General features: G+C 71.8%; 10 protein-coding genes and 1 pseudogene. 5 read left to right on the top strand and 6 right to left on the bottom strand.

What is annotated here, in order from left to right; genetic code table 11:
- Positions 1 to 99 precede the first annotated feature (99 nt).
- Positions 100 to 776 (bottom strand): annotated as a pseudogene (locus tag E4N62_RS41330) (TetR/AcrR family transcriptional regulator).
- A gap of 163 nt (positions 777 to 939) precedes the next feature.
- Here E4N62_RS41330 and E4N62_RS41325 point away from each other — a divergent pair.
- Positions 940 to 2,205: a YncE family protein gene (locus E4N62_RS41325; RefSeq protein WP_230223085.1), complete on the top strand. Its 1,266-nt coding sequence runs from the start codon at positions 940 to 942 to the stop codon at positions 2,203 to 2,205.
- Here E4N62_RS41325 and E4N62_RS41320 read toward each other — a convergent pair.
- A complete protein-coding gene (locus tag E4N62_RS41320; RefSeq protein WP_230223083.1) occupies positions 2,198 to 4,063 on the bottom strand; it encodes a cellulase family glycosylhydrolase in 1,866 nt (621 codons plus the stop codon). The genes E4N62_RS41325 and E4N62_RS41320 overlap by 8 nt on opposite strands.
- A gap of 402 nt (positions 4,064 to 4,465) precedes the next feature.
- Between E4N62_RS41320 and E4N62_RS48375 the strand changes: the two genes are divergently transcribed.
- On the top strand, positions 4,466 to 4,600 hold the full coding sequence (locus E4N62_RS48375) for a hypothetical protein (RefSeq protein WP_268270407.1): 135 nt from the start codon (positions 4,466 to 4,468) through the stop codon (positions 4,598 to 4,600).
- Between the two features lie 72 nt (positions 4,601 to 4,672).
- Complete coding sequence (locus E4N62_RS41315) at positions 4,673 to 5,236, top strand: hypothetical protein (protein ID WP_230223081.1); 564 nt, start codon at positions 4,673 to 4,675, stop codon at positions 5,234 to 5,236.
- Between the two features lie 74 nt (positions 5,237 to 5,310).
- On the opposite strand, the gene E4N62_RS41310 is transcribed toward E4N62_RS41315, so the two are convergent.
- Together E4N62_RS41310 and E4N62_RS41305 are read right to left on the bottom strand one after the other, a co-directional pair.
- Positions 5,311 to 5,811 carry a hypothetical protein gene (locus tag E4N62_RS41310; protein WP_230223079.1) on the bottom strand — a complete coding sequence of 167 codons (501 nt, stop codon included), beginning with the start codon at positions 5,809 to 5,811 and terminating at the stop codon, positions 5,311 to 5,313.
- A gap of 72 nt (positions 5,812 to 5,883) precedes the next feature.
- A complete protein-coding gene (locus tag E4N62_RS41305; protein ID WP_230223076.1) occupies positions 5,884 to 6,357 on the bottom strand; it encodes a hypothetical protein in 474 nt (157 codons plus the stop codon).
- Between the two features lie 274 nt (positions 6,358 to 6,631).
- Between E4N62_RS41305 and E4N62_RS41300 the strand changes: the two genes are divergently transcribed.
- Positions 6,632 to 7,750, top strand: coding sequence for an XdhC/CoxI family protein (locus tag E4N62_RS41300; protein WP_230223074.1), 1,119 nt, complete (start codon positions 6,632 to 6,634; stop codon positions 7,748 to 7,750).
- Positions 7,751 to 7,771: 21 nt separating this feature from the next.
- On the opposite strand, the gene E4N62_RS41295 is transcribed toward E4N62_RS41300, so the two are convergent.
- A complete protein-coding gene (locus E4N62_RS41295; RefSeq protein WP_230223072.1) occupies positions 7,772 to 8,275 on the bottom strand; it encodes a metallophosphoesterase in 504 nt (167 codons plus the stop codon).
- 12 nt (positions 8,276 to 8,287) lie between these two features.
- Positions 8,288 to 10,861 (bottom strand): SpoIIE family protein phosphatase, encoded by a 2,574-nt coding sequence (locus E4N62_RS41290; RefSeq protein WP_374117210.1) that lies wholly within the window; start codon positions 10,859 to 10,861, stop codon positions 8,288 to 8,290.
- Positions 10,862 to 11,242: 381 nt separating this feature from the next.
- On the opposite strand from E4N62_RS41290, the gene lanKC reads away from it, so the two are divergent.
- Positions 11,243 to 14,038: a class III lanthionine synthetase LanKC gene (gene lanKC, locus E4N62_RS41285; RefSeq protein WP_230223068.1), complete on the top strand. Its 2,796-nt coding sequence runs from the start codon at positions 11,243 to 11,245 to the stop codon at positions 14,036 to 14,038.
- Positions 14,039 to 14,073: the final 35 nt, after the last annotated feature.

Raw genomic sequence — 14,073 nt, 5'->3', positions numbered from 1 at the left:
TGAAAGCACGGGGCGCAGCCCCTGCTTCAGGGGCGCGGGGAACTGCGCGGGAAGCCCCACGCACCCACACCCACACCCGCAGAACCACCCTGCCGCCCCCTACCGCTCCACCCCTGCGCCCTGCTCCGGTCGCCAACCCGGCGGGCGGAGTATTCCCAGCAGCAGGCCGACCAGTTCGTCGACGACCTCGTCGAGGGGGCGTCGACCCAGCCGGCCTGCCAGTCGTGGAGGAGGCCGTTGACGCTGCCGATGAAGGCGGTGGCGGCGATGCGGTAGTCGCGGTGGACGGCTTCGCCGCGTTCCGCCGCGGCGTCGGCCTCGGCGCAGATGAAGTCGATCCAGCGGGCGCGGCGTTCGAGGCGCTGGCGCTCCATCCGGGGGCTGACGCCGACGATCTCGGTGAAGGTGATGCGCAGCCGGCGCGGGTCGCCGGTGACATTGGCGGCGTAGGCGTGGAACGCCGCGGTGGCCCGCTCGGCGATCGGCCGCCCCTGGGCCGTGGCGAGCCCGGTGAACGCGGCCTCCTCGGCCCAGTCGTTGACCCGCAGGTGGAGGGCGGCGAGCACGTCCTCCAGGGAGTGGAACTCCTCGTAGAACTGGCGGGTCGACAACCCGGCGGCCTCGCTCAGCGCCGCGATCGTGGTCCCCCGGAAGCCGGGGCTGTCGCCGAAGAGCTGCAACCCGGCGTCGAGGAAGCGGTCCCGGCGCTCGGCCCGGCGCTCCGCCGCGGATCTGCCCCCGTAACGGCCGGTGGGCTGTTTGAGCCTGCCCGACACGTTTCTCCCTTCCGACGGACTCACCGTACGACGGCCGATGCCGCCGTCGCTCGATTTTGTCGTGTCCCTGGTCTTGTGGCGAAGCGGGCCCGTTCCTTACTTTCCAGTAAGTCTGCTCTGAAAACTGCCCTGTTCAGACTCCGCCCGCGCAGGAGGATCCGACATGCCCCTCTCCCCCGCCCCCCGTAGTCGCAGAAGCCGGCATCTCGGTGCCGTCGCCGTCGCGCTCGCGCTGACCGCCTCCGCCGCGGCGACCGCGACCCCGGCGAGTGCCGCCGCCGACCTGCGGGAGGTGATGTTCGTGGGCAACAACTGGGAGGGCACCGCGGACGTCATCAAGTCCTCCGGCGACTTCGCGAAGATCGGCCGGGTCAACGTCATCCCCGACAAGGACGCGCGGATGGCGGAGATCAACGCCAACCCGATCCGGTGGATCGCGTTCATGACGATCCGCAACAGCGTGGGCGAGGGCCACGACCAGTTCGTGGACGACATGTACTCCACACCGGACGGCTCCTCCATGGTGGTCTCCCGGCCGAGCTTCGCCGACGTGGTCTCCATCGACATCAGGACCGGCGCCGTCAACTGGCGCTTCGCGGTGTCCGGTTACCGCGCCGACCACATGGCGGTCTCCCCCGACGGCAAGCGCGTCGCGGTGTCCGCGTCGACGGGGAACACCGTGCACGTCCTGGACATCGTCACCGGCAAGCAGGTCGGTTCGTTCAAGACCGGCGACAAGCCGCACGAGAACATCTTCACCAAGGACGGCAAGTACATCTGGAACATGGCGATCGGCGATGTGAACACCCAGACCGACGCGCCCTGGCTGGACTGGACGAAGGGCGACCGGAAGATCACGGTCGCCGACGCGAACACCTTCCAGCAGGTGAAGGTGATCGACATGCGCGAGCGGCTCAACGCCATCGGACTGAACGACTACTCGGACGCCGTCCGGCCCGCCGCGTTCTCGCCCGACGAGACCAAGCTGTACTTCCAGGTGTCGTTCTTCAACGGCTTCTTCGAGTACGACATCACCACGGACAAGATCACCCGCACCAAGACCCTGCCGAAGTCCCCCGGGGTCAGCGACGACCGCACCACCTTCGTCAACGACTCCCGCCACCACGGTCTGACGATGAAGCCGGACGGCACCAAGCTGTGCATCGCGGGCACGATGGACGACTACGCGACCGTCGTGGACCGCGCGACCCTCCAGGAGGGCCCGCTGGTCCCCGTCTCCAAGCCGTACTGGTCGACCGTCAGCGGTGACGGCAAGTCCTGCGTGGTCTCCGAGAGCGGCGCCGACCAGGTCACGGCGATCGACTTCGCCACCGGGAAGAAGACCGTGTCCGTCGCAGTCGGCGACCACCCCCAGCGGGTGCGTGTGGCGAAGGTGCCCGCCGACTGGACCGGTCCTTCGGCTAACTGAACCTGGCGGTCAGCCAGTTCGACAGCTCCGTCCGCGCCGCGCTCAGCTGCGTCGCGGTCGGGGCTGTCGCGCCGTTGGTGACCAGGGCGTAGTGCAGCTTGCCCGAGTCGGCGGCGGTGAGGAGCAGGCGGCGGCTGCCGGTGCCACCGGGTTCCCTGGCGGCGGCGATCGGCGTGGAGGTGGTGTACGCCGGCGGCGCGGCCGTCACCCCGAGGTCGGACACCACCGTGGTGGACGCGGTGGGGAAGGACGCCGGCAGGTGCAGCTCGGTCGGTTCGGTGCTGCCGTCCGAGCGCCAGACCAGCAGGGAGTACTGGCCGGAGCCGACGAGCGAGGAGACGTTCGGCAGGGAGCCGGGCACCGGGTTCCACGTCAGCGTCGTGGAGCCGTCGCGCGAGCGGTCCTCGTAGGTGAAGGCGACGGCCTTGCCCGCGGTGGCGCTCGGGTAGATCCGGTCCAGCATCCGGGCGTCCTGGCGGAGCACGGCCGTGCCGGAGTCGTCGAGCCGTACGGCGGAGAGGTCCTCGCCGTTCCAGGCGTCGCCCTCGACCTGCACCTTGTCGGGGTTGTCGTTCATCAGCTCGTGGTGGCGGCCCCAGTAGATGTCCCACTGCCACTGGGAACCGGAGAGGACCGGGCCGGAGGCGGCCGGGTTCGACCACCAGTCGACGCCCTTCACCCGGGAGTCGAGGGCCTGGTACATGGCCTTGTAGACCGTGGGCGCCTTGTCGGAGACCGAGCCGCTGAGCGGGTGCCCGAACTCGCTGACGACCGCCGTGGTGCCGCCGGCGGCGGCGCGGTCACGGACGGTCCCGAAGTCGTTCACGTACTGGCCGTTCCCCGCCTTGCCCCACATGAAGATGCCGGAGATCGCCTTCTGGTCGTAGAAGTGGGTGTTGAAGACGTAGCGCGGTCCGATCGTGCCCGCGTCGAGGAGACCGCCCTCCTGCCTCTGGAAGTCGATGTTGGCGTTCCAGAAGAGGTTGGGCTCGACGAACGCCGGCTTGGACTGCCAGCCCGCCGAGTCCATCCGGGCGCGGAACTTGACGTAGAACGGCCACAGGACGTTCTTCTCCCACGTCCGGCTGGTCTGCCCGGAGTCGAGCTTCCCGGGATGCGGCTCGTTCCACGGGTCGAAGCCGACGACGCCCTGGAACTGGGCGGCCGTGAGGTTCGCCTTCATGTAGGTCATGGTCTTCTGCGCGGTGTCCAGGAAGGAGTCCTGGAGCCCGTAGGTGTTGTGCCAGAAGTCGTACGTCGCCTTCGTGACGGCCGCGTTGGAGGTGATGTTCTGGCCCCAGAACGGACAGATCCCGCAGTACTCGTCGGGGTAGTCACCGAGGTCGACAGCCCACTTGGGGGCGCCGTCGCCGGTGTACCAGCTGTCGGAGTCGAACAGCCAGCGGGAGTAGAGATCCTGGTGGAAGTCGGGGTAGACCTTGATCCCGGCGTCCAGGAACGCGCCCATCTGCGCGGTGGCCGCCGACAGGTAGGCGGAGCTCACCTGCCCGCGCACCGGTTCCGCGTACGCCCAGGAGAGCAGGAAGCGCACGGAGTTGCCGCCGCCGAGCGCCCTGAGCGCGGTCGCCGACTTCCTCGCGTCGGCGACCGAGGCGAAGGGCAGACCGTTGTTCTCCTTGAGTTTCGTCTCCCCCGAGACGTTGTAGCCACGCAGGACGACCTCGCGGCCGAGACCGTCCTTGAAGGTGCCGCCGTCGACCGTGAGGGTGGCCGCGGCCTGGGCGTCGAACCAGAGTTCGTCAGTGAGAGCGGAGGCGGGCCGGGCAGGGCCCGCCGTGGTCAGGAAGCCGGTGACGAGGATCAGGACACCGAGCAGACGAGTGCGCAATCTTGACATGTCCGCCACATTTGACATGTGCACTACCGTCCCAATCGGCAGGCGAGCCGTCAATAGCAACTGACGCACGAGTAAGTACCCGTTTTCGCAAAAGAGTTCACCCTTCACGACCGATTCTTTGCCCTCGCGCCACCGCGCGGGGGCCGCACGTCGGCCGCGGAGCCCTCTGAGTCGAACGGGTGACACCACCCGCCGCACCCCGCAGAATTCAGCCGATGTTCACCCGAACGTCACCACGAGGGGCCTTGTCGACGGAACCGGCCTATGGTTGAGCGCAGTTTGCGCCTTTTTGTTCCGTAGTCCGTCCGACACACACGAAAGGCGGTACCAGCGGTGAACAGCTCTTTTCGCGAGCTCCGTGAACACAAGCCAGGCACACGTGACTTCGACCCGAGGAGCGCCTTGAAGCCCCCGGAAACGCGCGCCGAGCGCTGCGCGTCGCTGTACGACGCGATACGGGACATGGGCAGGTACGAGGCCGCGGTGGAGGCGGAGAGACACCAGCGGGGTGGTGGGGACCTCCTGCCCGGCCCGTGACGAAGTGACGCGACAGAGACGAGCCGTGCGTGAGGGGCTCGGCGGGACAGACCACCATCGGGCTGGGCTTGCATGGGCACAGAACCGCGGACCGACACCGACTCCTCCCCGGAGGAGCCCTCGGGACGCACCACGGGGAACAAGTACTTCAAGGAGTTCATGGGGGTCGTCCATGTGAGCCTGCGGAGCTGGTGGTGGGGGGAACCGCTGGCGGCGACGCTCGGCGGTCTCGGGGGCGCCTGGATCGGGCACGACGACGACCTGCCGATGGACGAGGTGCTGGGCGTCGCCGTCTCCATGGTGGGCGTCATCATCGGCTCCGTGTTCGCCGTCCTGGCGATGATCACCCGCGCCTGCGACAACACCTTTCTGCGCAAGGCGAGAAAGGCCCGCCTCCTCCCCGTCGTCCACTATCTGTGGCCGTTCTTCACCATCATCGGCATGGGGATCCTGTCCATCGTGTTCCTGCTGCTGATGGCCGGGATCTCCGAGGACGCGCCCACGCTGCTGCTCATGACGGTCAGCGCGTCGGCGGGCTTCTGCGTCCTGTGGACACTGGCCGGTCTGCTGCCTGCCCTGGGCGCGCTCATCGTGTTCACCCGCCTCATCGAGAAGACCTCCGGCGTGAACGACTGAGGACGCCCCGCACGGAACGGCACCGGTGCGGGGACTCGCGCCGCGTCTCCCGCACCGGTCGCTCCAGCGTCGTGTCACTCGTCGACGTTGAGCACGATGTGGGTCCGGTGCCCGTCCAGCGTGATGTAGCCGTCCCCGTAGGCGGAGCGGTAGTGGCCGGTGCCGCCGACGATGGCGGTCTTGGCCGTGACGGGCCGCAGGGGCTGGTAGTCGACCATGTCGCTGAGGGTCAGCGTGCCCTTCTTCAGGCGTAGCACGCGGGTGCACTGGGCGGTCACCGCCTCGGCCCGGGTCCGCACCACGTCGCACTCCGACTCGCCGTCGCCGGCGTACCGCAGCTTCGGCTTGCCGGACTTCTTGACCTGCTTGGTGTACAGGTCCAGCGGGGTGGTCCAGGTACTGCCCACCACCCCGTCCAGGGACGGCCAGGTGGCGACCCGGTTGATGCCGACGAGCTCGACCTTCTCGATGTCGTTGTCCTCGTCCCTCTGCTCGGCCTGCGCCGACGTCGCGAGCAGGACGAGCGTGGTGGTGAGGGCGGTGACGACCACCCCGCGGACAGCCGATGTGATCACAGAACCTCCAGGTCGGACAAGGTGCACTGGGACGGCGGAACGGCCGACGTGCGGTCGGCGCGTGAGGGCCGGTCAGTCATCGACGTAGAGGTCGAAGACGATCCGCTCGGGCTCCAACGTGATGTAGCCCTCGCCCTCGGCGTCGTTGTAGATGCCCGTGCCGCCCGCGATGGAGGTCTTGGCCGTGACGGGCTCCTGGCCCTTGCGGCTGATCATGTCGTTGAGGGTGATCTCCCCGCCCTTGAGGCGCAGCACCCGGGTGCACTGGGCGGTGGACCGCTGCTGGTCCGCCTCGACGAGGGTGCAGCGCGAGCCGGCGTCACCGACGTACTTGCCCTTGGGATCGTGCAGTTGGAGGTAGGTGGTCCAGCTGTCGCCGGGCTCGATGTGCGCGGCGGTCGTGTCGTACGCGGCGTGGCCGACGAGCTTGACCCGTACGACGTCCTCGTCCCCGACGTCCGCGGCGGCCGGTGCGGAGAGCGACGTGGTGAAAGCTGCGGCCAGGACGCCGAGGGTCACGGCGCCACGGGCAGTGGCAGAGGGCATGCATCCTCCCAGGTGTGTGTGACGGTGGGTGCTCGGACTCAGGAGCATGGTCATTTCATGTACCTGGGCCTCGCATGGCAATGCCCCTGGCGCTGCGGGCGGCACAGGCCACCCGAACAGGGGCGCGGACCCTCATCCCTTTGGGCGTCCGAGCGTCGGGGCTGCCGCCCTCGGGCCGACGGGCCTCGGCGGGGGATACCTGTCGGTGTGCCGTACGCCGGGTCGCGTACTTGGATGGAGGGGGAAACCGCCGGGAAGGCGAGAGGAGCGGGCGATGCGTGAGATCCTGCCGGCGCTCGGCGAGTGGTACGCGGCGGGCTCCCCCTTCGCGCTCGCCACCGTCGTCGCGGTCAGCCGGAGCGCGCCGCGCGATCCAGGGGCGGCCATGGCGGTCGGCCCCGGTGACGAGGTCGTCGGCAGCGTGTCCGGCGGCTGTGTGGAGGGCGCGGTCTTCGAGCTGGCCCAGGAGGTACTGGCGTCCGGCGAGGCACGGTCGGCGACCTTCGGATACGGCGACGACGACGCGTTCGCGGTCGGGCTGACCTGCGGCGGGGAGATCACGCTCCTGGTGCGCCGGGTGACGGCGGCCGAGGACCCCTCGTTCGGGCGGGTCGTCGAGACGGTGGGCGCCGGGCAGCCGGTGACGGTGGCGACCGTGACCGACGGACCGGGACGGCGCGGCGCCACGCTGGCCGTGTGGCCGGACGAGGCCGGCGGAACCTTCGGCACCCTCGGCACGGCGGGCCTGGACGCCGCGGTGGCCGCCGACGCTCGCGGGGAGCTGGCTCAGGGGGTCACCGCGACCCGGCACTACGGTCCGCACGGCGAGCGGCGTGAGGACGCGGTCGCCGTCTTCCTGCACTCGTTCGCGCCCCCGCCCCGCATGTTGGTCTTCGGCGCGATCGACTACGCGGCGGCGGTGGCCCGGATCGGTGACTTCCTTGGGTACCGGGTCACGGTGTGTGACGCCCGCCCGGTGTTCGCCACCCCGCAACGCTTCCCCGCCGGCGTGGAGGTGGTCGTCGACTGGCCGCACCGCTATCTGCGCGGCACCGCCACCGACGACCGGACGGTCGTCTGTGTGCTCACCCACGACCCCAAGTTCGACGTGCCGCTGCTGGAGGAGGCGTTGCGGCGGCCCGCCGCGTACATCGGGGCGATGGGGAGCCGCCGGACGCACGAGGACCGCACCCGTCGGCTGCGGGAGGCCGGGCTCGGCACCGCGGAGCTGTCCCGGCTGCGCTCCCCCGTCGGCCTGGACCTCGGCGCCCGTACGCCGGAGGAGGTGGCCGTGTCGGTCGCGGCGGAGATCGTCGCGCTGAGGTGGGGCGGCAGCGGGATGCCGCTGACGGCGACGACCGGGCTGATCCATCCGCCGGCCCCGCCCGGGTGAGAGGCACGGCGTGACCCCGGGTCAGGTTCTGGGCGGCAGTCGGTGCAGGCGCACCTCCGTGAGCGCGCCGTCCGCCACCGTCGCCGTCATGTAGGTGCAGTGGGGCTGTCGGCGGCGGTCGGTCGGGGAGCCGGGGTTGAGCAGGCGCAGGCCGGTGGAGGCGGTCGTGTCCCAGGGGATGTGGCTGTGGCCGAAGACGAGTACGTCGGTGTCGGGGAACCGGGCTGCGCAGCGGGATTCGCGGCCCTGGGCGGGGCCGGTCTCGTGGACGACGGCGAGGCGGAGCCCGGCGAGGTCGGCGCGGGCCACCTCGGGGAGACGGGCGCGCAGGCCGGGGCCGTCGTTGTTGCCGTACACGGCGATCAGCCGCTGTGAGCGGGTCCGGAGGAGGTCGAGGGTGTCCTCGTCGACCCAGTCACCGGCGTGCACGACCACGTCGGCGCGCGGGAGTTCGGCGAGGAGCGGTGCGGGCAGCGCTTTCGCGCGCTTGGGCAGATGGGTGTCGGAGAGGAGCAGCAGGCGCACCCGGCCAGCGTGTCACTCGATGGGGATCTCCGCCCACACCTGCTTCCCGCCACTGACGGGGACCGAACCCCACGCGGTGGACATGGCCTCGACGAGGAGGATGCCGCGGCCGCCGGTGGCCTCCCAGCCGATGACGGTGGGTTTCCTCGGGGTACGGGGGGAGGAGTCGGCGACGGAGACCCGGAGGCGGTCGGCGAGCAGGGTGAGGTCGAGGCGGACGCGGCCGTCGGTGTGCACGAGGGCGTTGGTGACCAGTTCGGAGACCACGAGGAGCACGGTGTCGGCCATGGAGTCGACGCCCCAGCGGCGCAGGACGCGCCGGGTGTAGCGGCGGGCCTGGCCGACCGCCTGGGGGACGCGCCACACGCTCCAGTTCTCACGCTGGGGGCGCAGGGCCATGCCGTCGTAGCGGACGAGGAGCAGGGCCACGTCGTCGTCACGGTTGGCGCCACCGAGCAGGGTGTCGGCGACCACGCCGAGGTGCGCGGGGTCGGCGGCGGACAGTTCGGCGGCGAGCTGGTCGAGCCCGTCCTCGACGTCGACGTCGGCGGACTCCACGAGGCCGTCCGTGGTGAGGGCCAGCAGGGTGCCGGGGGTCAGCCGCAGGGGGCTCATCGGGAAGTCGGCCTGCATCACGACGCCGAGCGGCGGGCCGCCCTCGGCCTCACTGATCTCGGTGCTGCCGTTCGGGTGACGCAGCACAGGCGGGATGTGTCCGGCGCGGACGTACCAGGCGGAGCCCTCCTCCATGTCGATGTCGACGTAGCAGCAGGTGGCGAAGAGGTCGGTCTCCATGTCCATGAGGAGCCGGTTGGCGTGCGAGACGACGACGTCCGGGGGGTGTCCCTCGACGGCGTACGCGCGCAGCGCGGTGCGCATCTGGCCCATCAGGGTGGCGGCGCCCGCGTTGTGGCCCTGGACGTCGCCGATGACGAGGGCCACGTGGTTGTCGGGCAGCGGGATCACGTCGTACCAGTCGCCGCCGACCTCCAGACCGGCGGTGGTGGGCAGATAGCGGGCGACGGCGACCGCACCGGGCAGCTGGGGCAGCCGGCGCGGGAGCAGGGTGCGCTGGAGCATGCCGACGAGTTCGTGCTCGGCGTCGAAGGCGTGGGCCCGCATCAGGGCCTGCCCCGCCAGGCCCGAGGCGGCGGTGAGCAGGGCGCGTTCCTCGGGGCCGAAGTCGTGGGGGTTGTCCCAGCCGATCAGGCAGGCCCCCGCCATCCGGCCGCCGGCGGGCAGCGGGAGGACGGCGAGACCGCCGGGGCCGACGTCGGCGAGGGCGGGCTCCAGATCGGCTCCGGCGGGCCAGATCCCGGCGCGTCCCTCGCGCAGCGCGGTGGCGAGGGTCGGCATGGTGCGCACGGGCGCGTCCGGCCACTCGGAGCGCCACTCGGAGCGCCAGACCTCGGGCCAGAACTCCGACTGCGGCGGGTCGAGGACGGTGACGACCAGGCGGTCGCCCTCCAGCTCGGCGAGGGCGATCCGGTCGGCCAGGAGCGGTTTGCGCAGGGCCGTCACCACGGCCTGGCTGACGTCCCGGACCGTACCGGCGGTGGCGAGGGCGGCGGCGAGGCGCTGGATGCGGGCCACGTCGCCGCGCCCGGTGCGCAGGGTGGAGGCGTCGGCGACGGTGCCGACGAGACGGGCGGGTCGGTTCTCGCCGGCGGGCAGGATCCGGCCGCGCAGCCGGAGCCACTTCTGCTCGCCGGAGGGCTGGAGGATGCGGAACTCCAGCTCCCGGTCGCCGATGGACATGTGGTCCGCCTCCACGACGGACATCAGCGCCGGCAGGTCCTCGGGCACGGTCAGCGCGATCAGGGTCTCGACCCGGCCGTCGAAGTCGTCCCGGCCGATGCCGAACAGGTCCAGCAGCCCGTCGTCGACCTCGACCCGCCCGGTGTCCATGGCGAGGTCGAACGAGGCCCCGTGTCCGGCGGGCGGGGCGGGGGTGGCTTCGGCGGCCGCCTCGGCGAGCAGGCCGAGGCAGCGCCGGTCCTCGGCGTCGAAGGCGTCCGTGCCGTCGCCGACGGCCACCAGACAGCCGCGCTCGCGCAGCGGCAGCACGCCCAGCGAGAACCCCTCGGGGTGGACACGGCGGAGGTCGGCGTCCTCGGGGGCGTCGGCGCCCTTGGGAAGGCCAGGGGCCTCGGCGCCTTGGGCGGCCTCGGCGCCTTGGGGGGCGTCGACGCCCTCGGGTACACCGGCGCCTTCGGGGGCGTCGGCGCTTTCGGAGACATCGGCGCCCTCGGGAAGGCCAAGGCCCTCGGTACCTTGGGAGGCCTCGGCGCCCTCGGACACACCGGCGCCCTCCGGGACACCAGCGCCCTCGGGGACGTCGGTGTCCCGGAGCAGGTCGGCGTTCTGGAGCAGGTCGCCGTTCTGGCGCGGGGCGGTGGAGACGAGCCAGCGCGGGCGGCCCGAGCGGCACGTCTCGGCGACGGGCGCGGTGCCCGAGGCCGGATAGGTGTCGGAGAGCCCGTACAGGTTCCTCGGCACGCCGGCGGAGGCGGTGAGGGAGAGCGCCTCGCCCTCACCGTCCGGGAGATACACGGCGGCGACGGTCGCACTGGTGAACACGAGCACCTGTTCGAGGATGGCGTGCAGCCGCTCGTGCGGATCGAGATCGCCGCCGAGCGTCTTGAGCGCGAGTTCGGCACGCAGCGTCCTCGTTCCCTGTTCCGCAGCGCCCTCACTGACCACGTCCGTAATTACAGCGCTTCCGGCACGCTCGCGCAGCCCCTGGGACCGTTCCGCCAGTCCGGGGGCCTGCCGCGAGAAAGCCCCCGGGGTTCGAAAGAACCCGAACAGATCTTTACGCGTGCGTTCCGCACAGTGGTCGCGTGACAGCCGTGACGGGTCACTCGTGACAGCCGTGACTGTCGGGGACCAGGCCGGGCTGGAAGGCTCGTCATCACCCGGCCCAGGGGGCGACGGCAGTGACGGCACACGACCCGGGGGACGCGCATGGACAAGCGGTACGAGGCGTACGCGCTGGCCGACCGACACTTCTACGAGACACCCGACCGGCTGTCGGCCGGTGACCGCGCCGGCACCACGGCGCCGGGCTACGAGACGGCCGGGCGCGCGGTCCCCGAGGGCTGGCGGGCCGCCCGGATCGGGGACTGGCTGACGCTGGCCCCGGTCGACGACGGCGGGCGGCCCCGTCCCGGGCCCACCCAGGGATGGAAAGTGCATGCCTCCGCCACCCGGGGGAACGCGGACCGCGTCGCGGCGATCGTGTGGGACTACTGCGTGCCCCGCCGGATCCCGTTCAAGTTCGTGCCGGGCCCTCATCTGCTGCACCTGCGCAACGCGAAGTACGCGGCCCGCGACACCAGCGGCAAGTTCGTGACCGTCTACCCGGCCGACGAGGAGCAGCTGCACCTCGTCCTGCGCGAGCTCGGGGCGCTCCTGGAGGGCTTCGAAGGGCCGTACATCCTCACCGACCTGCGCTGGAACGACGGACCGCTGTACGTCCGCTACGGCGCCTTCGCCCGCTCCTTCGTCGTCGACGAGCGCGGCACGCTCGTCCCGGCCGTCCGCGACGGTTCGGGCACCCTGGTGCCGGATCAGCGCAAGCCGACGTTCCACGTCCCCGACTGGGTGACCCTGCCCGCGTTCCTGGAGCCGCAGCTGGCGGCACGCAACACGACCACGGTCGGCGAGCTGCCGTACCGCATCGAGAAGGCGCTGCACTTCTCCAACGGCGGCGGCGTGTACGTCGGCACCGACACCCGCGACGGGCGCCGGGTCGTCCTCAAGGAGGGCCGCCCGCACGCCGGGCTGGCCGCCGACGGGGCCGACGCGGTCACCCGGCTGGAGCGGGAGAAGGCCGCCCTGGAGCGGCTGGCCGGCCTGGGGGTCGTGCCCGAGGTCCGCGACTGGTTCACCCTGGGCGACCACCGCTTCCTGGTCATGGACTTCGTCGAGGGCCGCCCGCTCAACTCCTACGTCGCCGAACGGCACCCCCTGCTCGCCGCCGACCCCGAACCGGGCGCGGTCGCCGCGTACACGGCGTGGGCGTTACGGGTCCACCGGGCCGTCGAGGAGGCGGTCGAGGCCGTGCACGCGCGCGGGATCGTCTTCAACGACCTGCACGTCTTCAACATCATGGTCGCGCCCGACGAGCACTCGGTGTCGCTGCTGGACTTCGAGGCGGCGGCGCCCGCCGAGGAGAACGGCCGCCAGGTCGTCGCCCACCCCGGATTCCTGGCGCCCCCGGACCGCACGGGCCCGGACGTCGACCGCTACGCCCTCGCCTGCCTGCGCCTCGCGCTGTTCCTGCCGGTCACCTCGCTGCTGGTGGTGGAGCGGGGGAAGGCCGCGCATCTGGCGGCGGTGATCGCGGAGCAGTTCCCGCAGGTGCCGCGCGTCTTCCTGGACGAGGCGGTGGCGGAGATCACCCGTGACACCGACCTAGGCACCCGCACCCGCACCCGCACCGGCACCGGCACCGGCACCGGCACCGGGGAGCCGACGCCCGCACCGGTGGCGCGGACCCGGGTCCCCGTGACCGGGGCGGCCGTGGCGGCCGGTGCGGAGGCCGGCTGGTCCCTCGCCGAGCCCGGCGACTGGCCCTACAGCCGTGATTCCATGGTCAAGGCGATCCTGGCCTCCGCGACACCGGAGCGCGACGACCGGCTCTTCCCCGGCGACGTCGCCCAGTTCTCCGACGGCGGCGGTCTCGGGCTGGCGCACGGCGCGGCGGGGGTGCTGTACGCGCTCGCGGAGGTCGGCGCCGAGCGCTACGAGGAGGGCGAGCGCTGGCTGCTCGACCACACCGACCCGGTGCCGATCGGCACCCCGCTCGGCCTGTACGACGGTCTCGCGGGCGTCGCCCACACCCTGGAGCGGCTGGGGCACCGGCAGCGGGCCCTGGACCTGGTGGAGCAGGTCCTCGGTGAGAAGTGGCACAAGCTCTCGTCCGACCTGCGCGGCGGGCTCTCCGGGCTCGGTCTGGTCCTCGACGAACTGGCGCGGGCGACCGGTGAGCCCGCGCTGCGCGACCACGCGGCACGGGCGGCCGACCTCCTCGTGCACCGTCTCGCCGAGCCCCGGCCCGCACCGCCCCGCCGCCGAGCCGGCCTGCTGCGCGGCGCGAGCGGACCCGCGCTGTTCCTGCTGCGCCGGTACGAGGCGACGGGCGAGCGCGCGTGGCTCGACGCGGCGGGCGAGGCGCTGCGGCAGGACCTGGAGTGCCTCGTCGAGCAGAAGAACGGCGGGCTGGCCGTCGACGAGGGGTGGCGGACCATGCCGTACCTCGGCGACGGGAGTGTGGGCGTCGCGATGGTGCTCGACGACCATCTGACGGCGTGCGGTCTCACCGACACCGGCACGCCCACCGGCCCAGGCACGGGCACGGGCACGGCCACGGGCGCAGGCACGGCCACGACCACCGGCACGGGCCCCCTGCCGGACGAGTACGCCCGGGTCCGCGCCGGTGTCCTGACCGCCGCGACCTATCGCTTCTACGCGCAGCCGGGACTGTTCGAGGGCCGCGCCGGGATGATCCTGCACCTCGCCCGGTCGGGCGCCCCGCGCGAGCGGCTGGCGGAACAGATCGCCGCCCTCGGCTGGCACTCGATGCCCTACCAGGGGCAACTGGCCTTCCCTGGCAGCCACTTGATGCGGCTCTCCATGGACCTCGCCACCGGAACGGCGGGGTGCCTGCTGGCACTCGGCGCGGCCCAGGCCGCCGTCGGCACCGACGCCACGGCGCACCTTCCGTTCCTGCCGCCGCCGCGACGGCGGCCCCATTGACGCGGCTCCGCCGTCCGGCGGAGTCGTGACGCACC

The organism is Streptomyces sp. MNU76, assembly GCF_020982545.1.
Classification (GTDB): domain Bacteria; phylum Actinomycetota; class Actinomycetes; order Streptomycetales; family Streptomycetaceae; genus Streptomyces.
Note: the sequence above shows the minus strand (reverse complement) of the source record. Positions and strands in the feature narration are given on the sequence as shown.

Coding starts and splice junctions, on each gene's coding strand:
- E4N62_RS41325 (WP_230223085.1), top strand. CDS start 940: ATGCCCCTCTCCCCCGCCCCCCGTAGTCGCAGAAGCCGGCATCTCGGT.
- E4N62_RS41320 (WP_230223083.1), bottom strand. CDS start 4,063: ATGTCAAGATTGCGCACTCGTCTGCTCGGTGTCCTGATCCTCGTCACC.
- E4N62_RS41315 (WP_230223081.1), top strand. CDS start 4,673: ATGGGCACAGAACCGCGGACCGACACCGACTCCTCCCCGGAGGAGCCC.
- E4N62_RS41305 (WP_230223076.1), bottom strand. CDS start 6,357: ATGCCCTCTGCCACTGCCCGTGGCGCCGTGACCCTCGGCGTCCTGGCC.
- E4N62_RS41300 (WP_230223074.1), top strand. CDS start 6,632: ATGCGTGAGATCCTGCCGGCGCTCGGCGAGTGGTACGCGGCGGGCTCC.
- lanKC (WP_230223068.1), top strand. CDS start 11,243: ATGGACAAGCGGTACGAGGCGTACGCGCTGGCCGACCGACACTTCTAC.